This is a genomic window from Streptomyces sp. NPDC020192, from assembly GCF_044388685.1.
GTDB lineage: Bacteria > Actinomycetota > Actinomycetes > Streptomycetales > Streptomycetaceae > Streptomyces.
Genome location: NZ_JBIRXG010000008.1, coordinates 154,226 through 178,920, shown reverse-complemented (window position 1 = coordinate 178,920; position 24,695 = coordinate 154,226). Strand labels below are relative to the sequence as shown.

Here is a 24,695-nt window from a genome sequence, read left to right as displayed (position 1 = left end):
CAGCCAGGTCGTTCGGGCCCTAGGATGGCGCGCTCCGGCCATCCTTTCGCGGTCACCGGCCCATCCGGGACCGCCCGACCCCGCGCCGCACGCACTCCCCCTCCGGCGCAGTGACGATGGACTCCCAGACCTCACAGTCATCCCAGGCATCCCGGTCACCCCACCCACCTCACACGTTCCAGGTCGACCTGCGCGGTCTGGTGGACCTGCTCTCCCATCACCTCTACTCCTCCCCCAAGGTCTATCTGCGCGAGCTGCTGCAGAACGCCGTGGACGCCATCACCGCCCGGCGCGCCGGACAGCCCGGCGCCCCGGCCCGGGTACGGCTGTACGCGGACGGCGGCGCGCTGCGGGTGGAGGACTCCGGCATCGGGCTCACCGAGTCCGACGTGCACAGTCTGCTGGCGACCATCGGCCGCAGCTCCAAGCGCGCCGACGGGCTGCGGGAGGCCCGCTCCGAGTTCCTCGGCCAGTTCGGGATCGGTCTGCTGGCCTGTTTCGTGGTCGCCGAGCGGATCCGCGTGGTCAGCCGCAGCGCCCGTACGCCCAACGCCCCGCCGGTCGAGTGGACCGCGCGGGACGACGGGTCGTACACCGTGCGCACGCTGGACGCCTCGGCGCGGTCCGAGCCCGGCACGACCGTGTACCTCACCGCGCGTGCGGGCGCCGCCGAGTGGCTCGCGCCCGAGCGGGTCCTGGCCCTGGCCCGGGACTTCGGCTCACTGCTGCCGTACGACGTCCGGGTGGGCGAGGAGCCGGTCACCGAGCTGCCCGCGCCCTGGGACCGGCCGTACCCGAGCCCCGCGAGCAGAAGGACGGCGCTGGCCCGGCACTGTCACGAGCTGTTCGGGTTCACGCCGCTGGACTCGATCGACCTGGACGTGCCGCTGGCCGGGATCCGCGGGGTGGCGTACGTGCTGCCGGCGGCGGTCAGCCCGGCCCAGCGGGCGCGTCACCGGGTGCATCTGAAGGGCATGCTGCTGACCGAGCGGGCCGAACAGCTGCTGCCGGACTGGGCGTTCTTCGTACGCTGCGTGCTGGACACCGACAGCCTGCGGCCCACGGCCTCGCGCGAGTCGCTGTACGAGGACGAGACGCTGGCCGCCGTCCGGGAGGCGCTCGGCGAAAGGATTCGCTCCTGGCTCACGGGGCTCGCCGCCGGTGACCCGGAGCGGCTGCGGGCCTTCCTCGCCGTGCACCACCTGGGGGTCAAGTCCCTGGCCCGGCACGACGGCGACATGCTGCGCACGATGCTGCCGTGGCTGCCGTTCGAGACGACCGACGGGCAGCTGTCCCTGGAGGAGTTCGCGCAGCGGCACCCGGTGGTGCACTTCACGCGGACCGTCGAGGAGTACCGGCAGGTCGCGCCGATCGCGTCCGCGCAGGGTGTCGGCGTGGTCAACGGCGGCTACACGTACGACAGCGAGCTGGTCGAGGCGATGCCGTCGGTGCGGCCGGGGACGGTGGTCGCCGAGCTGGACGCGGACACCGTGACCGCGCATCTGGACGCGGTGGACCCGGCCGAGGAGCTGGCGCTGTCGGGCTTCCTGGCGGCCGCGCGCGCGAAGCTGGACCCGCTGGGCTGTGACGTCGTCCTCCGGGCCTTTCATCCGTTGTCGGTGCCCGCGCTGCACCTGGACGACCGGGCCGCCCGGCACGAGCAGGCGCGCGCGGACGCCGAGGAGCAGGCCGACGACCTGTGGGCGGGCATCCTGGGCTCGCTGCGCGGCAGCGTCCCGCGCGCGCGTCTGGTGCTCAACCATCTCAACCCGCTGGTGCGGCGCATCGGTTCACTGGGGGACCCGGAGCTGATCGGCACCGCCACCGAGTCGCTGTACGGGCAGGCCCTGCTGATGGCGCAGCGCCCGCTCCGGCCGGCCGACTCGGCACTGCTCAACCGGGCGTTCATCGGCCTGCTGGAGTGGGCCACGCATGGGGAGAACGGTCGCTGATGGGTGACATCGACGGGATCACCGACTTCGACGCGCTGCGCCGGGCGATGGCGGAGAACTCCGAGCAGCCCGAGGGTCCCGCCCGCAACGCGCGCGCGGAGCAACTCCTCGCCGACGCCGAGCGGCTGGGCGTCCCGCTCGCCGTGATCGAGGCGCTCGGACACCAGCTGAAGGTCTACAACTACAGCTCCGAGAAGGACAGGATGTTCGTCCCGTTCGCGCGGCTGCTGCGGATGTGGGACGAACGGCCGGAGGACTTCGACGCGTACGAGACGCACTCGCTGCACTGGGTCTTCAAGTGGATGTCGGCGGGCATGCTGGACCAGCCGCACGTCCCGCTCGCCTCGGTCGAGAAGTGGCTCGGCGAGATGGAACACCGCTACCGGCTCGCCGGGCACTCCGAACGGGCGGTGCGCGGTGCCGAGTTCAGCGTGGCCGCGCACATCGGCGACCTCGCGCGCGCGGAGCGGGCGTACGCCGCGTGGCTGGCCGCGGACCGGGACTCGATGGCCGACTGCCACGCGTGCGAGCTGCACGGGCAGGGCGAATGGCAGGTCACGCGCGGCCGGGACGCGGAGGCGCTGGAGCTGTGGCGTCCGGTGCTGGAGGGCGAGTACAGCTGTGCGCACGAACCGCACACCGTGCTGGCGTCCTCGCTGGCCCCGCTGCTGCGCCTGGGCCGCGTGGACGAGGCCCGCGCGCACCATCTGCGGGGCTTCCGTCTCGTACGGCCGATGGAGTCGATGCGCGGCGCCTACGCCGACCATGTGGAGTTCTGCGCGCTGACCGGCAACGAGGCGCGCGGTCTGGAGCTGCTCGCCGAGCGCCCGGCGTACTTCACGGACACCGGGCACCCCCGCAGCCGGCTGGACTTCCTGGCCGTAGTGACCCTGCTGATGGACCGGCTGACCGAGCTGGGCCTGGACGGTCAATCGGTGCCGGGCCCGGCCGGGCGGACCTGGACGGCGGGCGAACTCGCCGCCCACGCGCGCGCGGAGACCCTGGAACTGGCCGAGCGGTTCGACCGGCGCAACGGCACGTCGTACGTCGGCGACCGGGCACGCGCGCGTATGGCGCAGCGCCCGCTGGCGGACCGCCTGCCCCTGGGCGTACGTACGGCGCGCACGGCACCGGCGCCGGCTCCCCCGGCGCCGGAGGCGTCCGGAGCACCCGACCTGACCGCCCTGCTGACCGAGGCACGGCGCCGGTCCGCGTCACTGCGCCCGCACGCGCTGGAGGCCTGGGCGGCGGTCGCGCGGGCAGCGCAGGACGCGGAACTGGAGCCCCGCGACCGCGCGGAGATCGCCGACCACGAGGCGATGGCCCGCGGCCCCGAGGGCATCGAGCTGTTCGACCGGGCGGCCGCCCTGTACGCGGAGGCGGGCGACCCCGGCGAGGCCCTGGCGGCACGCGCGCGTGGAGCGTACGTCCGCGCCCTGACGGGCCAGGTCGCCGAGGCCCTGACAACGGTCACAGCCCTGTACGACGAGATCCTCGCCCTCTACGCCGACGAACGCACCGGGCTACGGCAGACGGCGTCGGTGGTGATGAGCCGGGCGCGGATCCTGATGCGGGGCTTGCATGAGGGGGCGGTGTTCGAGGGGGCGACGGCTGAGGGGACGGCGGCCCGGCAAGGGACGCCCGAAACGCCGGTGGCGGACGTGGATGCCCGGCACGATGCCGCGGCGCTCACCGAGCGGGCCGTGCGGGAGGTGCTCGCTCTCGTCGACGGGCGGGGGGCCGAGGACGTGCGGTTGGCCGCGCGGGGTGCGGAGGCTCGGGGGATGCTCGCCGAGCTGGCCGGGCTGCGGGGAGACGGCGGGCGGGCTGCCGGGTTGTTTCGCGAGGCCGCCGGTGCCTACGTCGACGCCGGGCTGCCGTGGTTCGCCGTGGAGTACCAGGTGCAGGTCGCCGCGCTCGCCCATCAGGCCGGTGACCTCGCCGGGGCCGAGCGGGCGCTGCGGGACGCCCTGGAGCACGGCGGGCCGTATGTGGAGCCGGTCGGACGGGCGCAGTTGCATCTGCAGCTCGCGGAGATCGTCGGAGGACGCGGGGAGGTCGTCGAGGCGGCCGAACAGGCGCTGGAGGCGGCGCACTGGGCCGACGAGGCGGGCGAGAGCGGCACCCTGGGTGCCTGGGCGCGGCAGCAGCTGGGCGGGTTCCTGCTGCGGCAGGGGCGGTGTGCGGAGGCCGCGGAGGTGCTGGAGTCGGCCCTGGCCGACCTGTCCGCCGAGACGCACGGCGACGGGGCCGTCGTACAGGCGCTGTGGTGGCTCGGTGACTGTCTGGGCGAGCTGGGTGATCACCGGGCGGCCGCCGAACGCCGGCTGCGGGCCGCCGAGTTCGCCCGGCACTGGCCCGAGCAGCAGGACCACGCCACGCTCGCCCACCTCGCGGCCGAGTCCCTGAGCCACGCCGGTCTGCCTGCGGAGGCCGAGCAGGCGTACGCGCGCGCGGGCGAGCTGTGGCGGGCGCTGGGCAACCCGCAGTTCCTCGTGCGCTCACTGCGCGCCCGCGCGTGGCTGGCACTGCGCGGGGAGGCCGGCGCGGAGAGCGGGCGGGAGCTGATGGCGGAGGCGGTGCGCACGTGCGAGGACGCACGGGCGGCCGTGACGGACCCGGTGGCCTCGGAGCAGCTCACGGCCGAACTGGGCACCACGCACCGCCAGTTCGGCGATCTTCTGGCCCGCTCGGCGACAGTGGAGGCCGACGGAGCCGAAGAGGCCGACGACAGCGTGATCCAGGGCGTGTTCGAGGCCGCGCTGGTGCACATGGACCGGGCTGCCGCGCTGTTCGGCGGCCTCGGCGTGGACGGGCTGCACAGCCGTACCGGTGCCGAGCTCGCCGCGGGCTGGCTGGAGGCCGACCTCGGCCGGCCGGCCGAGGCGGTCGCACGCGCGCGTGCCGTGCTCGCGGCCTACGAGGGCGCCGGTGGCGACGACGAGACCGTCCGGGAACGGCGGGCGGAGGCCGCCCAGATGCTCGAGCTGGAGGCGTGAGGCCCGCTCACTCCACGCCGATGAGCAGCAGCGCCCCCTGCCGGCCGCCCCGGTACACGACCGTGTCGACGGCGAGGTAGGACTCCCGTACCCGGGCCTGAAGGTGCTCGGCGACGGTCTCGGGGGCCTCGTCGCCGACGACGAGGGTGACCAGCTCGCCGCCGGCCTGGAGCATGCGGTCCAGGACGGTGCCGGCGGTGGCGGTGACGTCGGGGCCGATCACGGCCACGTCGCCGTCGATCAGCCCGAGGACGTCCCCGGCCTGGCAGATGCCGGCGGTCGTCCAGGACTCGTGCTCGGCGACGACGACCTCGGCGTACCGGGTGGCGCCCGCCGCCGAGGTCATCTGGACGACGTCCTCGTCGAATCGGCGCGCCGGCTCGTGCACGGCGAGCGCGGCGATGCCCTGGACCGCCGAGCGGGTCGGGATCAGGGCCACCCGGATGCCCTCGGTGCGGGCCTGCTCGGCGGCCGCCGCGGCCGTGTGGCGCAGCTCGGCGTCGTTGGGCAGCAGCACGACCTCGCGCGCGTGGGCCCGCCGTACCGCCTGCACCAGTTCCCCGCTGGCGGGCGGCTCCCCGGGGCGCGCGAGGACGGTGGTGGCGCCGGCCTCGGCGTACAGCCCGGCCAGGCCCTCGCCCGGTACGACGGCGACGACGGCCCGCTGGACGCGCTCGCGCGGGGGCCGGCCGCGCCCGGTGTGCGCGTCGCCGAGTCCGAAGTGGGTGATCCGGATCCGGTACGGCCGCCCGGCCTCCACGCCCAGCTCCACGGCGGCGCCGGCGTCGTCGACGTGCACATGGACGTTCCACAGCCCGTCGCCGCCGACCACGACCAGGCATTCGCCGAGGGCGTCGAGCCGTTCCCGGAGCCGGTCCACGGCCGTGTCGTCGGCCTCCAGGAGATAGATCACCTCGTACGCGGGCCCGTCGGTGCCGTTCCCGTCGGCACACGGCCCGGCATCGGAGACGACCGCCACGCGCGCGTGCGCGTCAGGCACCGCCGCCCTCGCGTTCTCCCGTACCGCTTCCCCCGTGAAGGCCTCCACCAGCGCGCCCAGCACCGCCACGAGGCCCCGTCCGCCCGCGTCGACCACCCCGGCCCTGCCCAGCACCTCCAGCTGGCCCGGAGTCGCCGCCAGGGCCGCCCGAGCCCCCTCGTAGGCCGCCCGCGCGACCGCCCCGCAGTCGCCCTCGGCCCCCTCGGCGGCGTCGGCGGCGGCCGAGGCGACCGTCAGCACCGTTCCCTCGACCGGGTGGGCCACGGCCTGCCGGGCGGAGTCGGCGGCCCGGCGCAGCGCCAGTCGCAGCCCGACGCCGTCGATGCGGGGCTCCTCACCGACCGCGTCCCCGTCCTGTGAGAGCACCTGCGCCATCCCCCGCAGCAGCTGCGCGAGGATCGTCCCGGAGTTGCCCCGGGCGCCGATGAGCGCGCCGTGGGCCATCGCCCGCACGGCGTCCGCGAGGGACGGCTCCCCGTCGCCCGTCTCGTACCCGGCGAACACGGCCTCCACGGCCGTCGCCGCCGATTCCAGGGTGAGGTAGAGGTTCGTGCCGGTGTCCCCGTCGGCCACCGGGTAGACGTTGATCGCGTCGATCTCCTCGCGGGCCCGCCCCAGTGCGCCGAGCGCCAGACCGCACCAGGTGCGTACCGCGAGAGCATCGAAGAATGTCTGCGGCACCTGCGCCACCTGCGCCTCCCTGAACCGGCCCTACGTGGGACGCAGCGTAGACCCCGATCGGGTGTCCGGCGGAAGAGGGCCGGGAGCGGTGCCCTGAGCTGCCATGGTAGTTTCCTTGTACGGACGCAGTCGTTGTATGCTGCTCCGGTTGCCCGATCCGATCGGGCCGCTCCCCTGGCACCGCCACTCAGATTCAGGTCTTAAGATCTCGATCCCGGCATGCCGGGATCAACCGTAAGTGCATCTGAAGTCTTTGGAGTGACCCGTGGCTGCCAACTGCGACGTCTGCGGCAAGGGGCCGGGCTTCGGCAACAACATCTCGCACTCGCACCGCCGTACGTCCCGCCGCTGGAACCCGAACATCCAGCGTGTGCGTACCGTGGTCGGCGGGACGCCGAAGCGCGTGAACGCTTGCACCTCGTGCATCAAGGCCGGCAAGGTCTCGCGCTGACGCTACAGCTGAGCGCGCGGCCACTGCCTGGTTCGCTGCACTGAGCCGGTCCACCTCCGGGTGGGCCGGCTTTTTGCCGTACCCGGGCACCGATCGCCGTACGCGCGCGAGATCAGCCCCGGACGCGAGATCAGCCCCGGAAGCGCCAGCCGTGATCCACCGGCCCGATCCCCGCCCCCAGCGCGAACCCGGCCGCGATGGCCCCCGTGACGTACTCCTTGGCCGCCGTGACGGCCTCCGGCACGCTCTGCCCCTTCGCCAGCCCCGACGCGATCGCGGAGGCCAGCGTGCAGCCCGTGCCGTGCGTGTGCCGGTTGTCGTGGCGCGGGGCCCGCAGCCAGTGCTCCGCCGAGCCGTCCGTCAGCAGGTCCACGGCATCCCCCGCCAGGTGACCGCCCTTGATCAGCACCCAGCGCGGCCCGTACTCCAGCACGGCCGCCGCTGCCCGTCGTAGATCGTCCTCCGACTCGACGCGCACCCCTGTGAGTTGGGCCACCTCGTCGAGGTTCGGAGTCGCCACGGTCGCCGCCGGCAGCAGTTTCCGCCGTACGGAATCCAGCGCGGAGGCGGCCAGCAGCGGGTCGCCGTGCTTGGAGACGCCGACCGGGTCCACCACGGCCGGCGCGTCCGTGCCGGAGATCAACTCGGCGACGGCCTCGACCAGTTCCGCCGAGGCCAGCATGCCGGTCTTCACGGCCTGCACCCCGATGTCGTCCACGACGCTGCGGTACTGCGCCCGTACCGCCGCCACGGGCAGCTCCCAGGCGCCCTGCACGCCCAGGGAGTTCTGCGCGGTCACGGCCGTGATCACGCTCATCCCGTGCACGCCGAACGCCAGCATCGTCTTCAGGTCGGCCTGGATGCCGGCGCCGCCGCCGGAGTCCGAGCCCGCCACGGTCAGCACACAGGGGATCATGACTCGATGTCCCCGAAGTGGTCCCAGCCGCCCTTGCTGGTCCAGGGCGCCCCGTCGACGGTCACCTGGGGCAGCGCGGAGGGGTTGAGGACCTCTCCGATGACCTTCCAGCGGGCCGGCAGCTTGGCGTCCGGCGGGAAGGTCGCGACGATCGCGTGGTCCTCTCCCCCGGTCAGCACCCACTGCAGCGGGTCCACGCCGACCGCCTGGCCGATGTCGTTCATCTGGGTCGGGATGTCGATCGCGCCGGAGCGGATGTCGATGCGGACCTTGCTGGCCTCGGCGATGTGCCCGAGGTCGGCGATCAGGCCGTCGCTCACGTCGCACATCGCGGTCGCGCCGAGCGCGGCGGCGGCCGGGCCCGCGTGGTACGGCGGCTCGGGGCGGCGGTGGGCCTCCACGAAGGCGCGCGGGGAGCGGAAACCCCGGGACAGGACCGCGTAGCCGGCCGCGGACCAGCCCAGCCAGCCCGTGACGGCCACGAGGTCGCCGGGCTGGGCACCCGCGCGCGTGACGGGCTCCTGGTTGCGCAGATCGCCGAGCGCGGTGATCGACACCATGATCGTGTCGCCGCGTACGACGTCCCCGCCGACCACGGAGGCGCCCGCGACCTGGCACTCGTCGCGCAGGCCGTCCATCAGCTCGCTCGGCCAGGTGACCGGGAGTTCGGCGGGCACGACCAGGCCGAGCAGCAGGGCGGTCGGTACGGCGCCCATCGCGGCGATGTCGGCGAGGTTCTGGGCGGCCGCCTTGCGTCCGACGTCGTAGGCCGTGGACCAGTCGCGGCGGAAGTGCCGCCCCTCCAGCAGGATGTCGGTGCTCGCCACCACACGCCGGTCGGGCGCGGCGACCACCGCGGCGTCGTCGCCGGGGCCGATCCGCACCGCCGGGGTGGTGGTGAGACGGGAGGTGAGCTCCCTGATGAGCCCGAACTCCCCGAGCTCACCAACAGTGCCCTTCATTTCCCTGGCTCCCCTTCTCTGCCTTGCCGTGCCCACTCGCGCGTCATCAGTGTCCCCGATACGGTCGAGATGACCGTCGTTGCGGTCGGTATGACCGTCCGCTCCGATCAGGATGACGGTGTGTTGCGGTCGAGGACGACCGTCAACCTCCGTCGTGCCTGCACCCTGGCGCGCAAGCCCGGTTCCCGCAGGTCTCCCCGCGGGGAGCGGCAACGCGATACCGTGGCGTTCCTTTTCCCCACATGATCCTCGTGGCCGCCTTGGAGGTTCCGTGGTACAGGCGTACATCCTGATCCAGACGGAGGTCGGCAAGGCGTCGACCGTCGCCGAGACGATCAGCAAGATCCCTGGAGTGATCCAGGCCGAGGACGTGACAGGTCCGTACGATGTCATCGTGCGCGCCCAGGCCGACACGGTCGACGACCTCGGTCGCATGGTGGTCGCGAAGGTCCAGCAGGTGGACGGCATCACGCGCACCCTGACCTGTCCGGTCGTGCATCTGTAGCCCCCGTCTACGCTTGGCCGGTGAACATCTTCCGTCACCGGCCTCTCGGCCTGCTCGCGCCCGCGCTGCTGCTCGCGGTCGCGGGCTGTTCCTCGGCAGACGACAGCGCCTCGGTGGCGGTTCCCACCCCCGACGCGAAGACGGTCCCGGTGTGCCGGGACCTGCACCAGGTGCTGCCGCAGAAGCTCGACGGACGGAGCCGCAACGACCCCGCACCCCGGTCCGCCTACACGGCGGGCTGGGGAAGCCCGGCGATCATACTGCGCTGCGGTGTCGTACGGCCGCCGAAGATGGTCGATCCGAAGGTGGCCGAGGGAGGCGACCGCGACGCGATCGCGGGCGGGGTGGACGGCGTCGACTGGCTGATGGAGAAGCAGGGCGACGGCACCTGGCGGTTCACCACGGCCAACCGCGTGGCCTATGTGCAGATCAGCCTGCCCGAGGGGATGTCCGCGCAGGACGAGGGCACCGGGATCCTCACGGACCTGGCGCCGGCCGTGAAGAAGGCGATCCCCAAGGGGATCGCCTCCATGCGCGGATGACCTGCCGCCGGGCGCTCAGCGCAGCCCGGTGGAGCGGCGCAGCGCGGCCTGTACCAGGCGGTCGATCAGCTCGGGGTAGCTGACACCGCTGGCCTGCCACATCTGCGGGTACATCGAGATCGGCGTGAAGCCGGGCAGGGTGTTGACCTCGTTGATCACGAACTCGCCGTCCTCGGTGAGGAAGAAGTCCGCGCGGACCAGGCCCTCGCAGGAGACCGCCTCGAAGGCCTGCACCGCCAGTTCCTGCACCTCCGCCGTCTCCTGAGGCGTCAGCGGCGCGGGGACGATGCCGGGCGTGGAGTCGATGTACTTGGCCTCGAAGTCGTAGTACGCGTGCGTGTCCGGCGGCGGGATCTCGGCCGGTACGGAGGCGCGCGGGCCGTCCTCGAACTCCAGGACGCCGCACTCGATCTCGCGGCCGCGCAGAGCGGCCTCGACCAGGATCTTCGGGTCGTGCGCCTGCGCGGTGGCGATCGCCTCGTCCAGACCGGACAGGTCGTCGACCTTGGTGATGCCGATCGAGGAGCCCGCGCGCGCGGGCTTCACGAACAGCGGCCAGCCGTGCTCGCCGGCGAAGTCGATGATCTTCTTGCGGGCGGCGGACTCGTCCTGCGCCCACTCGCGCGGCCTGATCACCACGTACGGGCCGACCTTGAGCCCGAAGGAGGTGAAGACCCGCTTCATGTACTCCTTGTCCTGGCCGACGGCCGAGGCGAGCACACCGGCGCCCACGTACGGCACCCCGGACAGCTCCAGGAGGCCCTGCAGGGTGCCGTCCTCGCCGTAGGGGCCATGGAGCACCGGGAAGACCACGTCGACCTCGCCGAGCGCCTTGGGCACGGAGCCGGGCTCGGTGTAGACGACCTCGCGGTTCGCGGGGTCGACGGGGAGCACCACGCCGCCCTCCTGCGACTCCGCGAGCTGGTCGACGCTGGGAGTGCGGCGGTCGGTGATGGCCATGCGCTCCGGCTCGTCGGCGGTCAGCGCCCACCGGCCGTCCTGGGTGATGCCGATCGGCAGGACGTCGTACTTCGTCCGGTCGATGGCCTTGAGGACGGCGCCGGCGGTGACCACGGAGATCCCGTGTTCGGAGCTGCGCCCGCCGAACACGACGGCCACGCGCGGCTTGCGGGACGGCTGCTCAGGGCTCTGGGGAAGGTTCTCGGTGCTCATATCGCGATGAGAGTACCCGTAGGTAGGACCCCGAGACAGCGTTGGACCGGTGGGTTCGCTCAGCGTCGTTCGGGCTTCGCGCTGCGCGACATCAGCTCCTTGACGGCGGTCACCGGCGACTTGCCCTCGTGCACGATGGCGACGACCGTCTCGGTGATCGGCATGTCGACGCCGTGCCTGCGGGCCAGATCCAGCACGGACTCGCAGGACTTGACGCCCTCGGCGGTCTGCTTGGTGACCGCGATGGTCTCCTCGAGGGTCATGCCCTTGCCGAGGTTGGTGCCGAAGGTGTGGTTGCGCGACAGCGGCGAGGAGCAGGTGGCCACCAGGTCGCCGAGGCCCGCGAGTCCGGAGAAGGTCAGCGGGTCGGCGCCGAGCGCGACCCCGAGCCGCGCGGTCTCGGCGAGGCCGCGGGTGATGAGCGAGCCCTTGGCGTTGTCGCCGAGCCCCATGCCGTCCGCGATGCCGACGGCGAGCCCGATGACGTTCTTCACCGCGCCGCCCAGCTCGCAGCCCACCACGTCGGTCTCGGTGTACGGCCGGAAGTACGGCGTGTGGCAGGCGGCCTGGAGGCGCTGGGCCACGGCCTCGTCGGTGCAGGCGACGACGGCCGCGGCGGGCATCCGGGCGGCGATCTCCCGGGCCAGGTTGGGCCCGGTGACGACGGCGATCCGCTCGGGGCCGACCTTGGTGACGTCCTCGATGACCTCGCTCATCCGCATGGTGGAGCCGAGTTCGACGCCCTTCATCAGGGAGACGAGCACGGTGCCCGGGGCGAGCAGCGAGGTCCACTCGGCGAGGTTCTCGCGGAGGGTCTGGGAGGGGACGGACAGCACCGTGAAGTCGGCGTCGGCCAGGGCCTCGGCGGGGTCGGTGGTCGCCCGGACGTTCTCGGGGAGTTCGACGCCCGGCAGGTAGTCGGGGTTGGTGCGGGTGGTGTTGATCGCCTCCGCGACCTCGCGGCGCCGGGCCCACAGGGTGACCTCGCACCCGGCGTCGGCGAGCACGATGGAGAACGCCGTGCCCCACGAACCGGCGCTGAAGACCGCCGCCTTGACCGCCTTGCTCACTTGCCCTGCCCCTCCGGTTCCTTGCCCTGCGTGTGTACCTGCGTCTGCGCCTGGGTGCGGCGCCGCTGTTCGATCCGCTCGCGACGCGGGTCGTAGGGTGTCTCGGGCGCCTTCTCGCCGCGGATCTCCTCGAGCTGGCGGGTGATGGCCGCCATGATGACCTCGGTGGCCTCCTTCAGCAGCTCCGGAGTCATCTCCTGGTCGTAGAAGCGCGAGAGGTCCACGGGCGGGCCCGCGAGCACGTGATGCGTCTTGCGCGGGAAGAGGTTCGGCTTCTTGGCGTACGGCGGCAGCAGTTCGTTGGCGCCCCACTGGGCGACCGGGACGACCGGGCACTTGGTCTGCAGAGCCACGCGGGCGGCGCCCGTCTTGCCGGTCATGGGCCAGCCGTCCGGGTCGCGGGTGAGGGTGCCCTCGGGGTAGAAGGCGACGCACTCGCCGCGCTCCACGGCGGCGATCGCGGCCCGGAAGGCGCTGAGCGCGTCGGTGGACTCGCGGTAGACGGGGATCTGCCCGGTACCGCGCATGGCGGCGCCGATGATTCCCGTCTTGAAAAGCCCGCTCTTCGCCAGGAATCGCGGAACCCGGCCGGTGTTGTACTGATAGTGCGCGTACGCGAAGGGGTCCACGTGGGAATTGTGGTTCACCACGGTGATAAATCCGCCGTCGGCCGGAATGTGCTCCATTCCGCGCCAGTCCCGCTTGATCAGAACCACCAGCGGCGGTTTGCAGATCACCGCGGCGAAGCGGTACCAGAAGCCGATTCTGCGGCGGGGCACAAGGACACCTTCCTCTAGGGCAGCCACCCGGGCGGGGGGCCGCACAAGTGTCGCCCCGGGCCGCCGGTCTGTCGAGAACACCGTACGCCCGCCCGTCACCCGCCCCCGCCCTTGCAAGGAGCTTCGCGCACCTCCCTGTGTCTGTGTCTCCAGCTGCAGCAGGTGACAATGAGCGCGACAAGAGAGGGGCGGTACGCCGGTGCAGTGGACCTTGGTCATCCCCCTGAAGCCCTTGGCGCGGGCCAAGAGCAGACTCTCGGACACGGCGGCGGACGGGGTGCGCCCGGGGCTGGCCCTGGCGTTCGCGCAGGACACGGTGGCCGCGGCGCTGGCGTGTCCGGCCGTGGCGGGTGTGGCGGTCGTCACGGACGACGAGCTGGCCGGCCGCGAGCTGGCGGCGCTCGGCGCCCGTATCGTCCCCGACGCCCCCGCGGACGGCCTGAACGCCGCTCTGACGCACGGCGCTGCCGCCGTGCGCGCAATTCGCCCCGGAGCTCCCGTGGCGGCCCTGAACGCCGATCTGCCGGCCCTGCGCCCATGCGAACTGGCCCGCGTCCTGGACGCGGCGGCGGAATTCCCCCGGTCTTTTCTCGCCGACGCGGCGGGGATCGGCACGACACTGCTGGCCGCGGGGCCGGAACAGGAATTGCAGCCGATGTTCGGTCTCGAATCCCGCCTTCACCACAGGGCTTCGGGGGCAGCAGAACTCACGCTGAGTGACGTGGATTCGGTACGCCAGGACGTGGACACCGGCGACGATCTGCGGGCGGCCCTGGCACTGGGGGTCGGGCCGTACACGGCAACCGTGTCGGCACGCCTGCTGAGCGCCCCGTAGGCTGAACGTCATGCAGGCAACGGCATACACCTACGACCCGGAATCGCGGAGCGGCAGCGTGCTGCTCGATGACGGCACCCCCCTGCCGTACGACACCGCCGCGTTCGACGCGGGCGGCCTGCGACTCCTGCGGCCCGGGCAGCGGGTGCGGATCGAGACCGAGGGCGAGGGGGACGGCCTGCGCATCACCCTCGTAACCCTTCAGACCCTGTAACTGCCCTTACACACGCCGCGGGCCGGGCTCCCCGAGGGAGTCCGGCCCGGCGCGTGAGTGCCCTGGCGTCCTTACGACGTCGCCTTGCGCGCGGTGGCCTTCTTGGCCGTGGTCTTGCGCGCCGTCGACTTCTTGGCCGGCGCCTTCTTGGCGGTGACCTTCTTCGCCGGGGCCTTCTTGGCCGTCGCCTTCTTGGCGGTCGCCTTCTTCGCCGCGGTGGTCTTGGCGGCGGCCGTGGTCTTCTTGGCGGGGGCCTTCTTCGCCACGGCCTTCTTGACGGCGGCCTTCTTCGCCGGCGCCGCCTTCTTCGCCGTGACCTTCTTCGCGGCAGCCTTGGTGACCTTCTTCGCGGCGGCCTTCTTCACCGTCGCGGCGGCGCCACCGGTCAGGCTGCCCTTGGGCGCCTTCTTCACGGCGACCTCGCCGCCGCGCGGGAGCTTCTTCGTGCCGCTCACCAGGTCCTTGAAGCCCTGACCCGCACGGAAGCGCGGTACGGAGGTCTTCTTGACCCGAACCCGCTCCCCCGTCTGAGGGTTGCGGGCGTAACGGGCGGGGCGGTCCACCTTCTCGAAGGACCCGAAGCCGGTGACCGAGACCCGGTCGCCCGCGACCACCGCGCGGACGACGGCGTCCAGGACCGCGTCGACGGCATCGGCCGCCTGCTGGCGGCCGCCCATCTTGTCGGCAATCGCTTCTACGAGCTGCGCCTTGTTCACGTCTTCCCCTTCGGAGACATCGCCAGAACGAAAGTGTTCAAGCTTTTTCGCACGTTAGGCAGATATATACCGCAAATCAAACACGAAACGGGCTTATCACCCTTGTGCCGCAACGGACTCGGCGGTCTCGGGCTGTTCAGCGGTCCTCTTTGGGGATCCGACCCTCGTCGAGGTCCGCGTTGAACTGCTCGAGCCGCCTCTCCGCAGCGGCGAGATCGTGCTTGGCCGCGGCCGTAATGACCAGCAGCTTCCGGGTCAGCGCCATCCGTACGCCCTCCGGGACTTGCAGTGCGCGCACTCTTGTGTGCGCTTCCTTCAGCTGGTTCGCGACCGCCGCATAGAGCTCGAGTTGGCCGTCGTGTTCCATGCACAGATTGTGCCATCTGGGGCGAGTTGTCGCCTGCCCAGGGTGCAACTGCCGCCTCAAATGGCCTTCCAGGCACTTGCGGAGGCCGCGACCACTGCACTCACCTACCCCGTCAACGCCCTGTCTAACGTGGGAAGTTGAGCGAAGCGTAAGAAGCCCGCAGGTCCGTCCGGGGCCAGACATGGCTGTACCCCCAATCGTGGCGATCGGGGGTACAGACGGGGTGTTGCGATGGCCGAAATCAGCCCAGGGATCAGACCTGGAGCGTGCGTGGCTTGTACGACGGCCGCTTGGCCTCGTACGCGGCGATGTCGGCCTCGTTCTGGAGGGTGATGGAGATGTCGTCCAGGCCGTTCAGCAGCCGCCAGCGGGAGTTCTCGTCCAGCTCGAAGGAGGCGGTGACGCCCTCGGCGCGCACCTCACGCGCCTCAAGGTCCACAGTGACCTCAGCCGTCGCGTCCTTCTCGGTGAGCTCCCACAGCGCGTCCACGATCTTCTGCTCGAGGACGACGGTGAGCAGGCCGTTCTTCAGCGAGTTGCCACGGAAGATGTCCGCGAAACGGGAGGAGATCACGGCCTTGAAGCCGTAGTTCTGCAGCGCCCAGACGGCGTGCTCGCGGGAGGAGCCGGTGCCGAAGTCGGGGCCGGCGACCAGGACGGTGGCGCCCTGCCGCTCGGGGCGGTTGAGGACGAACTCGGGGTCCTTGCGCCAGGCCTCGAACAGCCCGTCCTCGAACCCGTCCCGGGTCACCTTCTTGAGCCAGTGAGCAGGGATGATCTGGTCGGTGTCGACGTTGCTGCGGCGCAGCGGGACGGCCCGGCCGGTGTGCGTGGTGAAGGCTTCCATGATTCTCAGACTCCAGCGGGCGCAGGGGCGTCGGACAGATCGGCGGGCGAGGCCAGGTGGCCCAGGACGGCGGTGGCGGCCGCGACCTGCGGCGACACCAGGTGGGTACGGCCGCCCTTGCCCTGCCGGCCCTCGAAGTTGCGGTTGGAGGTGGAGGCGGAGCGCTCGCCCGGGGCCAGCTGGTCCGGGTTCATGCCGAGGCACATCGAGCAGCCCGCGTGCCGCCATTCGGCGCCGGCCTCCTTGAAGACCACGTCCAGGCCCTCGGAGACGGCCTGCAGACCCACGCGCGCCGAGCCCGGGACGACCAGCATCCGTACGCCGTCGGCGACTTTGCGGTCCTTCAGCAGCGCGGCCGCGGCCCGCAGGTCCTCAATGCGGCCGTTGGTGCACGAGCCTACGAAGACGGTGTCCACCTTGATGGAGCGCAGCGGCTGGCCGGCCTCCAACCCCATGTATTCCAGGGCCTTTTCGGCGGCGAAGCGCTCCGAAGCGTCTTCGTACGAAGCCGGGTCGGGGACGGACGCCGAAAGCGGCGCGCCCTGGCCGGGGTTGGTGCCCCAGGTGACGAACGGGGAGAGCGAGGCGGCGTCGATGTGGACCTCGGCGTCGAAGACCGCGTCCTCGTCGGTGCGCAGGGTCTTCCAGTACTCCACCGCGGCGTCCCAGTCGGCGCCCTCGGGGGCGTGCGCGCGGCCCTCGAGGTACGCGAAGGTGGTCTCGTCGGGGGCGATCATGCCCGCGCGGGCGCCGGCCTCGATCGACATGTTGCAGATGGTCATGCGGGCCTCCATCGAGAGCTTCTCGATGGCGGAGCCGCGGTACTCCAGGATGTAGCCCTGGCCGCCGCCCGTACCGATCTTGGCGATGATCGCCAGGATCAGGTCCTTGGCGGTGACGCCCTCGGGCAGCTCGCCGTCGACCGTGATGGCCATGGTCTTCGGGCGGGCCAGGGGCAGCGTCTGGGTGGCCAGCACGTGCTCGACCTGCGAGGTGCCGATGCCGAACGCCAGCGCGCCGAAGGCACCGTGCGTGGAGGTGTGCGAGTCACCGCAGACGACGGTCGTACCCGGCTGGGTCAGCCCGAGCTGCGGACCCACGACGTGTACGACACCCTGCTCGACGTCACCGAGCGGGTGCAGCCGCACGCCGAACTCGGCGCAGTTCTTGCGCAGCGTCTCCAGCTGGGCGCGGGAGACGGGGTCCGCGATGGGCTTGTCGATGTCGAGGGTCGGGGTGTTGTGGTCCTCGGTCGCGATGGTGAGGTCGAGGCGGCGCACCTGGCGACCGCTCTTGCGCAGCCCGTCGAAGGCCTGCGGGCTGGTCACCTCGTGCAGCAGGTGCAGATCGATGAAGAGGAGGTCGGGCTCGCCCTCGGCGCGCCGGACGACATGGTCGTCCCAGACCTTCTCCGCGAGTGTCCTACCCATCGCTTTCCCTCCGGCCGGCAAACGTGCGCCGGCCCAACTAGAGATCTTGAGGAGGAGACGCCCGCGCCCCAGGTGTCGTGCATCCGGGCGTCCGCCACCGGGCCCGTTGGTCTTCGGGCCGCTGTGTGATTCCAGGGTGGCGCGTTCCACGGAAAATTGAACTTGCGTTTCACAGAGTGAGACGCAAGTATCGTTTCATGGACAACAGTAGCGGCGTCGGCGTTCTGGACAAGGCGGCCCTCGTCCTGAGCGCTCTGGAGTCCGGTCCGGCCACCCTCGCGGGTCTGGTCGGGGCCACCGGACTGGCACGACCCACGGCTCACCGCCTGGCCGTGGCTTTGGAACACCACCGCATGGTGGCACGCGACATGCAGGGCCGTTTCATTCTCGGCCCGCGCCTCGCGGAACTGGCGGCGGCGGCCGGCGAGGACCGTCTGCTCGCGACGGCGGGCCCGGTGCTCACCCACCTCCGCGATGTCACCGGCGAGAGCGCGCAGCTCTACCGACGCCAGGGCGACATGCGGATCTGCGTGGCCGCGGCGGAACGGCTGTCCGGCCTTCGGGACACCGTCCCCGTCGGCTCCACGCTCACGATGAAGGCCGGCTCCTCGGCGCAGATCCTGATGGCCTGGGAGGAGCCCGAGCGCCTGCACCGGGGCCTGCAGGGCGCCCGCTTCACGGCAACGGCCCTGTCAGGCGTGCGACGCCGCGGCTGGGCCCAGTCCATCGGCGAGCGCGAGCCGGGCGTCGCGTCGGTCTCGGCGCCCGTACGCGGCCCCTCCAACCGCGTCGTGGCCGCGGTGTCCGTCTCCGGCCCCATCGAGCGCCTGACGCGCCATCCCGGCCGTATGCACGCCCAGGCGGTCATCGACGCCGCCGCCCGCCTCTCCGAGGCCCTGCGCCGCTCGGGCTGAGGGAGGGCCTTCCGGGAACACCGAGGAGGGCCTGCCCCAACGCCGCGGCAGGCCCTCCTCGCTCCCCCGTCCCCCGGTTCAGCCGGTCTTCTCGGCCACCGGCGCCTGCCGCGACCGGTAGGCGAACCGGTCCTTGGCATACCTCCCCCGCTTCTCCAGCGGGATCTGCCCGTGCGCCGCGGCGAGCCCGAACGCCGGCATGTCGCCGTAGATCGCCTCGTACGCCCCCTCGGGCACGACATACGTCTCGTGCCAGATCCCGACCTGCCCGCGCAGCTTCCCGGCCCGCTCCTTGCGGTTGAGCCGGGCCCAGGCCGTGTGGTGAAACGCGTCGGGCGCGGTCGCGTAGGCGTACAGCTTCTCCTTGGACTCCCAGTACTGCACGACGTAGTACGTCCGCGGCGAGGCCGTCAGCAGGACGCGGCTGAGCAGGCCCCGCTCGGGTTCCCGCCGCAGATCCCGCAGCATGCGGAACATCCCGAGCATCACCGGCAGCCACAGGTGCACCGCCCAGAAGCGGTTGATGCGCATGCCGATCAACAGGACGACGACCTCGCCCTTCGCGTCAGCGGTCGTACGGGTCACCATGACCACGTCCCCCTCGTTGGTGAGCGACGCTATCCAAATAGCGATGCTTGGATAGTGCCGTTATCCGAGAAGGAGCGCAAGACATGCGGCTCGCCGAACTGAGCAGACGCAGCGGTGTGTCCACCGCGACGATCAAGTACTACCTGCGCGAAGGGCTGTTGCCGCCGGGCCGCCAGATCAACGCCACGACGGCCGAGTACGACGAGGAGCATCTGCGCCGGCTGCGGCTGGTGCGCGCGATGATCCAGGTCGGCGGGCTCCCGGTGGCCACGGTCCGGGAGGTGCTGCGCAACGTCGACGACGATTCCCTGGGCCGCACGATCCGGCTGGGCGCGGCCCTGTGGGCGCTGCCGCAGGTGCCGGAGCCGGACGAGGACGACGCGTTCGTGCGGGCGGCGCACCGCGAGGCGGACGAGCTGCTGGACCGGTTGGGCTGGTCGAACGCGAAGCTGCTGACGACGATCTCCCCCGCGTACCGCTCCCTGGTGGTCGCGGTGGCAGCGTTCCGCCGGCTCGGTTACGACTGGGGGCACGAACTGCTCGCGTCCTACGCCACGTTGATGCACGAGGTGGCCAAACTCGACCTGGACTTCGTGGAGACGCATCCGTCGGAGGCGGAGAAGGTGGAGACGGCGGTGCTCGGCTCGGTGCTGACCGAACCGATGCTGCAGGCCCTGCGCCGACTGGCCCAGGAGGAGGAGTCGGGGCGGCGCTACGGTTTCGAGTGACGCCCGGGTACGGCGAAGGCCCCCCACCGAAGTGGAGGGCCTTCCCTGTGTGTACCCCCGACCGGATTCGAACCGGCGCTACCGCCTTGAGAGGGCGGCGTGCTAGGCCGCTACACAACGGGGGCGTGGACTCTGCGTTTCCGCAGGTCCGAGCTGGTCTACCTGGACTCGAACCAAGACTAACTGAACCAGAATCAGTCGTGCTGCCAATTACACCATAGACCAATGATGGTTTAGACCAGTCGTACCCCCGACCGGATTCGAACCGGCGCTACCGCCTTGAGAGGGCGGCGTGCTAGGCCGCTACACAACGGGGGCCCTAGCGATCCCGACAAGATCAGGATCAGTACCCCCGACCGGATTCGAACCGGCGCTACTGCCTTGAGAGGGCAGCGTGCTAGGCCGCTACACAACGGGGGCTTTGCAGATAAGCTCTGCGAGCTGGCCTACCTGGACTCGAACCAAGACTAACTGAACCAGAATCAGTCGTGCTGCCAATTACACCATAGGCCACTGGAACTCAAGCCCCTGCGGGGTCCTCGTTCTAGCTAGCGCCTCGGGGCTCCGGCCTTTCGGCCCGCTCCCCTCGGCGCAGGAAGAACATTACCCGAAGGTGGACGGGGCTCCAAAACGGCTATCCGCGCGGACGAGCACGGGGAGTTCGGCGAGGGTCTCGATCCGGTGCACCAGGCCCGCCGCCGCGGCCTCCTGTCCTGCCTGCTCGCGGGCCGTCCCGCGGTGGATCCACACGGACAGCAGCCCGGCCTCGGCGGCGCCGCGCCCGTCGATCTCCGGGTGGTCGCCGACGTACGCCACCTCGTGCGGAGGCAGTCCGAGGGCCTCGCAGGCCGCCAGGAAGGCGCCGGCCTCCGGCTTGGAGACGCCCAGCTCGGCGGCGCACAGGACGGCCTCGAAGCGGTCGAGGATGCCGAGGGTGCGCAGCTTGTGCTCCTGGACCGTGAGGCTGGAGTTGGACAGCACCGCGTGCCGGTGGCCGCCGAGGGCCTCCAGAGCGGGCAGGACGTCCGGGAACAGCCGCCAGGCGGCCTGGTAGTGGCGCAGGTAGCGCTCGAACCAGGCGTCCGCCTCCGCGTCGGCGAGCGGTTCACCCAGGAAGTACCGGACGCGGTCGCGCCGCTGGCCCTCGAAGGTGCTCTCACCGGCCGAGAACCGCGCCCACTGCTGATCGGTGCACTCCCGCCACCACTCAAGCGCCTCCTCGGGCCCCCCGTACCAGGCCAGCAGCCCCTCTGCCTCGAGGTAGGCGGCCATGCCCTCCCGGTCCGCCGTCGTGTAGTCGAACAGGGTGTCGTCCACGTCCCAGACCACGGCTTGGATGCTCATGGTCCGACCGTAACGCCGGGGCGGAGCGGGTGTGACGGTTTCCGGCCGACCCGGGACGGACGGACGTCCTAGCGCGGTGCCATGACCGAGTACCGCGTCCAGTTCACCGTCGAGGCCCGTGCGACGTACGACACCCTGCCCGGCTCGCGCCCCGCTCGGCCCGGACGAGCACCTGCGCAGGGCGTATGCAGGCCCCGGCCTGAAGCTGGAGTACATGGTGGCCGGCGCGATCACGGTCGTCGTCGTGCTGGAGATCTTCGACGAGAGCGCCTACCTGATCGACGAGGCCGACGCGCAGTGACCGACGCGACAGGGGCGGCAACCGGAACTCCGGTTGCCGCCCCTGTGCGTTCGGCTCGGTTACGCGGCCAGCTTCGCCAGCGCCGCGTCGATGCGGGCCAGCGTCTCCTCCTTGCCCAGGACTTCCAGGGACTCGAAGAGCGGCAGGCCGACGGTGCGGCCGGTGACGGCGACGCGGACCGGGGCCTGGGCCTTGCCGAGCTTGAGGCCGTGGGCCTCGCCGGCGGCCAGGACGGCCTCCTTCAGGGACTCCGGCGACGTCCAGTCGGCCGACTCCAGCTTCTCGCGGGCCGTGCGGAGCACGGCGTCGGAGCCCTCCTTCATCGCCTTCGTCCACGAGGCCTCGTCGGAGACCGGCTCCGCCAGGAACAGGAAGTCGACGTTGTCGGTGATCTCCGACAGCACCTTGAGACGGGTCTGCGCGTGCGGGGCGATCGCCTCCCACTTGGCCTCGTCGAAGTCCTCCGGTGCCCAGGGGGCGAACGGGGCCTTCAGCCAGGGGCGGCAGCGCTCGGTGAACTCCTTCACATCCAGCATGCGGATGTGGTCGGCGTTGATCGCCTCGCACTTCTTCAGGTCGAAGCGCGCCGGGTTCGGGTTCACGTCGGAGATGTCGAAGGCGGCGACCATCTCGGCGATCGTGAAGATGTCCTGGTCCGCGGAGAGCGACCAGCCCAGCAGGGACAGGTAGTTGAGCAGGCCCTCGGGCAGGAAGCCCTGCTCGCGGTAGAGGTTCAGCGACGACTGCGGGTCGCGCTTGGACAGCTTCTTGTTGCCCTCGCCCATCACGTACGGCAGATGGCCGAAGGCCGGGATCTGCTGGGCGATGCCCAGGTCGATCAGCGCCTTGTAGAGCGCGATCTGGCGCGGGGTGGAGGAGAGCAGGTCCTCGCCGCGCAGGACGTGGGTGATCTCCATCAGGGCGTCGTCGACCGGGTTGACCAGCGTGTACAGCGGGGCGCCGTTCGCGCGGACGATGCCGTAGTCCGGGACGTTCTCGGGCGTGAAGGTCAGCTCACCGCGGACCAGGTCGGTGAAGGTGATCGTCTCGTCCGGCATGCGGAAGCGGACGATGGGCGTACGGCCCTGGGCCGTGTACTCCTCGACCTGCGCGGCACTGAGCTCGCGGCAGTGGCCGTCGTAACCCGACGGCTTGCCCGCGGCCCGAGCCGCCTCGCGGCGGGTGTCCAGCTCCTCCTGGGAGCAGTAGCAGTGGTAGGCGTGGCCGGCGTCCAGGAGCTTCTGGGCGACGTCGGCGTAGACGTCCATGCGCTGCGACTGCCGGTACGGCGCGTGCGGGCCGCCGACCTCGGGTCCCTCGTCCCAGTCGAAGCCGAGCCAGCGCATCGCGTCGAGCAGCTGGGTGTACGACTCCTCGGAGTCGCGGGCCGCGTCGGTGTCCTCGATGCGGAAGACCAGGGTGCCCTGGTGGTGCCGGGCGAACGCCCAGTTGAACAGGGCGGTGCGGACCAGGCCCACGTGGGGGTTACCGGTGGGCGAGGGACAGAATCGGACGCGGACGGGGGAGCCGGGTGCGCTAGCCACGCTTGACAACCTTGTTGGTGAGAGTGCCGATGCCTTCGATGGTGACGGCGACCTCGTCGCCGACGTTCAGGGGGCCGACCCCCGCGGGGGTCCCGGTGAGGATGACGTCGCCGGGGAGCAGGGTCATGGCCTCGGAGATGTTGACGACCAGGTCCTCGATGGAGTGGATCATCTCGCTCGTACGGCCGAGCTGGCGCTGCCGGCCGTTCACCGTGCACTGGACGGTGAGGTCGTTCGCGCGCTCCAGATCCAGGTCCGTCTCCACCCAGGGGCCGAGCGGGCAGGACGTGTCGAAGCCCTTGGCCCGGGCCCACTGCTTCTCGCGCTTCTGCACATCGCGGGCGGTGACGTCGTTGGCGCAGGTGTAGCCGAAGATCACGTCCTTGACGCGCTCGCGCGGGACCTCGCGGCACATGCGGCCGATCACGACGGCCAGCTCGGCCTCGTGGTGCAGTTCCTCGGAGAACGAGGGGTACTGGATGTCGTCGCCGGGCCCGATCACCGAGGTGGACGGCTTGAAGAAGGCGAACGGGACGTCGGGCACCTCGTTGCCCAGCTCGCGCGCGTGCTCGCCGTAGTTGCGGCCGAACGCCACGATCTTGTTGGGGAGGACCGGCGGGAGCAGCCTGACCTTGCTCAGCGGCACCTTCGTACCGGACAGCTCGTAGTCCGCGAACGGGATGCCCTTGATGATGTCGAGGACGAGTTCGTCCTGCTTGTCGCCCTCGACCGCGCCGAAGGCGACGTTCCCGTCGATGGAGAACCTGGCGATGCGCACGGGATCCTTGCGCCCCTCACTGAGAACCGGCGTACTGACGCCTCAGGTTAACCGGTCGGGACGTCCGGTGTTCGGCCGGTACGGTGTGGCGGCGCCGCTTTTCCGATACGGGAATGGGGTGGCCGGAATTCCGAGTTCGCGGTGTTCGGCCGCCGGCGAATTCGGGCGGGCCGATCAGGTATTTCCACCGGCGAGGTCGCGGGGCCGCGCAGAAGAAGGGCGCTCGATGCGCCGGGCACGCACCCTCCGGGGGCGTGCGCGGGCCGGTCCACGGGGCCGTGGGGCACGTCGGCGAGGGTGGGGCGTATGCGCCGGTGCCTTCGGACGGTCGCCGGGGTGCGCGGAAATCCGGCCCGGGCGATGACACCGGGGATGTCCGGCGCGGGCGTCACGGATATCGGCCGCCGGGGGCGCGTGCCGGAATCCGGCTCACCGAGGAGCCGGTCCCGGTATCGCGCGAAAACACGGTCCCGCCAATGCGGCGGAAAAGGTGAGCGCCGGTCGGCTACTCTGCGGCTGCCGCCGCGACCGGGACGTCCATCAGGACGGTGCGGCGCGGGTTGGCCGTCTGGGCCGGGAGGTCGACGGAGTGCTCCGGCAGCTCGGGGATCTGCAGTTCGCCCGGGTCCGCCAGGTGCGCCAGAGTCGTGCGCCGCGGGTTCGCGATCTTGTGGAACATCATCGTCGTCTTCACGGTTGTACGCGTCCTAGTCCTGTGTGGGCTTACAGATACGACCCTCTTGTAAAGCGTCAGGCTAAACATCCGATTCCCCGCCACCGGCGCCAACCGCCGCTGTGGCGCGTGTGAGTTTCCTCACGACGTCGCGGACAAACCGGTCAAATCTCGCCACCAATACGTCCTAACGAAACGGACATTGACGTCCCGAAGCCATCATTCCGCTCCTGATCATGGCGACTGGGACACCTGACACCGACCGGCGACTCGCCGGGATACGCCCGATATGCACGGGATAAGCTTCCACGAGCCGTGACCTGACGTTCACATTCCGTCACCCAGGTCACGGCTCGGCACCGGCCCTTGTTGGAGATCCGGCACTG

At 71.2% G+C, this 24,695-nt stretch carries 25 protein-coding genes and 5 tRNA genes; 10 read left to right on the top strand and 20 right to left on the bottom strand.

From position 1 onward, the window contains the following. The first annotated feature begins 116 nt into the window (after positions 1–116). On the top strand, positions 117–1,952 hold the full coding sequence (locus tag ACH47Z_RS17860) for an HSP90 family protein (protein WP_399074542.1): 1,836 nt from the start codon (positions 117–119) through the stop codon (positions 1,950–1,952). 8 nt (positions 1,953–1,960) lie between these two features. Continuing rightward, positions 1,961–4,951, top strand: a complete 2,991-nt coding sequence (locus tag ACH47Z_RS17855; RefSeq protein WP_399074844.1) for a tetratricopeptide repeat protein — start codon at positions 1,961–1,963, stop codon at positions 4,949–4,951. Positions 4,952–4,958: 7 nt separating this feature from the next. Here the strand turns inward: ACH47Z_RS17855 and ACH47Z_RS17850 are convergent, their stop codons facing one another. After that, complete coding sequence (locus ACH47Z_RS17850; RefSeq protein WP_399074540.1) at positions 4,959–6,641, bottom strand: DAK2 domain-containing protein; 1,683 nt, start codon at positions 6,639–6,641, stop codon at positions 4,959–4,961. A 256-nt stretch (positions 6,642–6,897) separates the two neighbouring features. Here ACH47Z_RS17850 and rpmB point away from each other — a divergent pair, with 256 nt between their 5' ends. Further along, entirely contained in the window at positions 6,898–7,083 is a 186-nt protein-coding gene (gene rpmB, locus ACH47Z_RS17845; protein WP_003993230.1) for a 50S ribosomal protein L28, read from the top strand. 130 nt (positions 7,084–7,213) lie between these two features. Here the strand turns inward: rpmB and thiD are convergent, their stop codons facing one another. Together thiD and ACH47Z_RS17835 are read right to left on the bottom strand one after the other, a co-directional pair. Then, positions 7,214–7,999 carry a bifunctional hydroxymethylpyrimidine kinase/phosphomethylpyrimidine kinase gene (gene thiD, locus ACH47Z_RS17840; protein WP_399074538.1) on the bottom strand — a complete coding sequence of 262 codons (786 nt, stop codon included), beginning with the start codon at positions 7,997–7,999 and terminating at the stop codon, positions 7,214–7,216. Further along, a complete protein-coding gene (locus ACH47Z_RS17835; protein ID WP_399074536.1) occupies positions 7,996–8,961 on the bottom strand; it encodes a thiamine-phosphate kinase in 966 nt (321 codons plus the stop codon). Before ACH47Z_RS17835 ends, thiD begins: the two co-directional genes overlap by 4 nt. Before the next feature lie 271 nt (positions 8,962–9,232). Here ACH47Z_RS17835 and ACH47Z_RS17830 point away from each other — a divergent pair, with 271 nt between their 5' ends. Further along, positions 9,233–9,466 carry an Lrp/AsnC family transcriptional regulator gene (locus ACH47Z_RS17830; RefSeq protein ID WP_003997603.1) on the top strand — a complete coding sequence of 78 codons (234 nt, stop codon included), beginning with the start codon at positions 9,233–9,235 and terminating at the stop codon, positions 9,464–9,466. 20 nt (positions 9,467–9,486) lie between these two features. Then, positions 9,487–10,008 (top strand): DUF3515 domain-containing protein, encoded by a 522-nt coding sequence (locus tag ACH47Z_RS17825; RefSeq protein ID WP_399074534.1) that lies wholly within the window; start codon positions 9,487–9,489, stop codon positions 10,006–10,008. A gap of 15 nt (positions 10,009–10,023) precedes the next feature. Here the strand turns inward: ACH47Z_RS17825 and ACH47Z_RS17820 are convergent, their stop codons facing one another. Genes ACH47Z_RS17820 through ACH47Z_RS17810 form a run of 3 tightly spaced genes read right to left on the bottom strand, consistent with a single transcriptional unit; the run spans position 10,024 to position 13,030 of the window. Then, positions 10,024–11,181 carry a D-alanine--D-alanine ligase family protein gene (locus ACH47Z_RS17820; protein ID WP_399074532.1) on the bottom strand — a complete coding sequence of 386 codons (1,158 nt, stop codon included), beginning with the start codon at positions 11,179–11,181 and terminating at the stop codon, positions 10,024–10,026. A gap of 59 nt (positions 11,182–11,240) precedes the next feature. Continuing rightward, a complete protein-coding gene (locus ACH47Z_RS17815; protein ID WP_399074530.1) occupies positions 11,241–12,251 on the bottom strand; it encodes an NAD(P)H-dependent glycerol-3-phosphate dehydrogenase in 1,011 nt (336 codons plus the stop codon). Next, positions 12,248–13,030 (bottom strand): lysophospholipid acyltransferase family protein, encoded by a 783-nt coding sequence (locus ACH47Z_RS17810; RefSeq protein WP_399074528.1) that lies wholly within the window; start codon positions 13,028–13,030, stop codon positions 12,248–12,250. The genes ACH47Z_RS17815 and ACH47Z_RS17810 overlap by 4 nt, the downstream gene beginning before the upstream one ends. Before the next feature lie 199 nt (positions 13,031–13,229). Between ACH47Z_RS17810 and cofC the strand changes: the two genes are divergently transcribed. Next, positions 13,230–13,865, top strand: coding sequence for a 2-phospho-L-lactate guanylyltransferase (gene cofC, locus ACH47Z_RS17805; RefSeq protein WP_399074526.1), 636 nt, complete (start codon positions 13,230–13,232; stop codon positions 13,863–13,865). 10 nt (positions 13,866–13,875) lie between these two features. Continuing rightward, on the top strand, positions 13,876–14,079 hold the full coding sequence (locus ACH47Z_RS17800; RefSeq protein ID WP_399074524.1) for a hypothetical protein: 204 nt from the start codon (positions 13,876–13,878) through the stop codon (positions 14,077–14,079). 71 nt (positions 14,080–14,150) lie between these two features. Here the strand turns inward: ACH47Z_RS17800 and ACH47Z_RS17795 are convergent, their stop codons facing one another. The 4 genes from ACH47Z_RS17795 to leuC form a co-directional block, all read right to left on the bottom strand. After that, positions 14,151–14,795: an HU family DNA-binding protein gene (locus ACH47Z_RS17795; RefSeq protein WP_399074522.1), complete on the bottom strand. Its 645-nt coding sequence runs from the start codon at positions 14,793–14,795 to the stop codon at positions 14,151–14,153. 136 nt (positions 14,796–14,931) lie between these two features. Continuing rightward, complete coding sequence (locus ACH47Z_RS17790; RefSeq protein ID WP_399074520.1) at positions 14,932–15,162, bottom strand: hypothetical protein; 231 nt, start codon at positions 15,160–15,162, stop codon at positions 14,932–14,934. A gap of 253 nt (positions 15,163–15,415) precedes the next feature. Then, on the bottom strand, positions 15,416–16,009 hold the full coding sequence (gene leuD / locus ACH47Z_RS17785; RefSeq protein ID WP_399074518.1) for a 3-isopropylmalate dehydratase small subunit: 594 nt from the start codon (positions 16,007–16,009) through the stop codon (positions 15,416–15,418). A gap of 5 nt (positions 16,010–16,014) precedes the next feature. After that, positions 16,015–17,439, bottom strand: a complete 1,425-nt coding sequence (gene leuC / locus ACH47Z_RS17780; protein ID WP_399074516.1) for a 3-isopropylmalate dehydratase large subunit — start codon at positions 17,437–17,439, stop codon at positions 16,015–16,017. A gap of 197 nt (positions 17,440–17,636) precedes the next feature. Between leuC and ndgR the strand changes: the two genes are divergently transcribed. Next, on the top strand, positions 17,637–18,353 hold the full coding sequence (ndgR, locus tag ACH47Z_RS17775) for an IclR family transcriptional regulator NdgR (RefSeq protein ID WP_009320373.1): 717 nt from the start codon (positions 17,637–17,639) through the stop codon (positions 18,351–18,353). Between the two features lie 78 nt (positions 18,354–18,431). Here ndgR and ACH47Z_RS17770 read toward each other — a convergent pair whose 3' ends face one another. Then, entirely contained in the window at positions 18,432–18,941 is a 510-nt protein-coding gene (locus ACH47Z_RS17770) for a DUF4188 domain-containing protein (RefSeq protein WP_399074514.1), read from the bottom strand. Between the two features lie 83 nt (positions 18,942–19,024). Between ACH47Z_RS17770 and ACH47Z_RS17765 the strand changes: the two genes are divergently transcribed. After that, positions 19,025–19,669, top strand: a complete 645-nt coding sequence (locus ACH47Z_RS17765; protein WP_399074512.1) for a MerR family transcriptional regulator — start codon at positions 19,025–19,027, stop codon at positions 19,667–19,669. A 52-nt stretch (positions 19,670–19,721) separates the two neighbouring features. On the opposite strand, the gene ACH47Z_RS17760 is transcribed toward ACH47Z_RS17765, so the two are convergent. The 6 genes from ACH47Z_RS17760 to ACH47Z_RS17735 form a co-directional block, all read right to left on the bottom strand. Further along, positions 19,722–19,794, bottom strand: a tRNA-Glu gene (locus ACH47Z_RS17760). A gap of 28 nt (positions 19,795–19,822) precedes the next feature. After that, positions 19,823–19,894, bottom strand: a tRNA-Gln gene (locus tag ACH47Z_RS17755). Positions 19,895–19,914: 20 nt separating this feature from the next. Beyond that, positions 19,915–19,987: transfer RNA gene (locus ACH47Z_RS17750), tRNA-Glu, on the bottom strand. A 29-nt stretch (positions 19,988–20,016) separates the two neighbouring features. Beyond that, a tRNA-Glu gene (locus ACH47Z_RS17745) sits at positions 20,017–20,089 on the bottom strand. Positions 20,090–20,110: 21 nt separating this feature from the next. Then, positions 20,111–20,182 (bottom strand) — tRNA-Gln (locus tag ACH47Z_RS17740). Positions 20,183–20,272: 90 nt separating this feature from the next. Beyond that, on the bottom strand, positions 20,273–21,013 hold the full coding sequence (locus tag ACH47Z_RS17735) for an HAD family hydrolase (protein ID WP_399074510.1): 741 nt from the start codon (positions 21,011–21,013) through the stop codon (positions 20,273–20,275). Positions 21,014–21,131: 118 nt separating this feature from the next. Here ACH47Z_RS17735 and ACH47Z_RS17730 point away from each other — a divergent pair, with 118 nt between their 5' ends. Continuing rightward, complete coding sequence (locus ACH47Z_RS17730) at positions 21,132–21,314, top strand: hypothetical protein (protein ID WP_399074508.1); 183 nt, start codon at positions 21,132–21,134, stop codon at positions 21,312–21,314. A 59-nt stretch (positions 21,315–21,373) separates the two neighbouring features. Here the strand turns inward: ACH47Z_RS17730 and gltX are convergent, their stop codons facing one another. From gltX to ACH47Z_RS17715, 3 genes are all read right to left on the bottom strand, one after another. Then, complete coding sequence (gltX, locus tag ACH47Z_RS17725; RefSeq protein ID WP_399074506.1) at positions 21,374–22,858, bottom strand: glutamate--tRNA ligase; 1,485 nt, start codon at positions 22,856–22,858, stop codon at positions 21,374–21,376. Continuing rightward, positions 22,851–23,636 carry a fumarylacetoacetate hydrolase family protein gene (locus tag ACH47Z_RS17720; protein ID WP_399074504.1) on the bottom strand — a complete coding sequence of 262 codons (786 nt, stop codon included), beginning with the start codon at positions 23,634–23,636 and terminating at the stop codon, positions 22,851–22,853. The genes gltX and ACH47Z_RS17720 overlap by 8 nt, the downstream gene beginning before the upstream one ends. Positions 23,637–24,141: 505 nt before the next feature. Next, the gene (locus tag ACH47Z_RS17715) at positions 24,142–24,330 is read right to left on the bottom strand and encodes a hypothetical protein (protein ID WP_399074502.1); all 189 of its coding nucleotides are present in this window, start codon (positions 24,328–24,330) and stop codon (positions 24,142–24,144) included. Positions 24,331–24,695 lie beyond the last annotated feature (365 nt).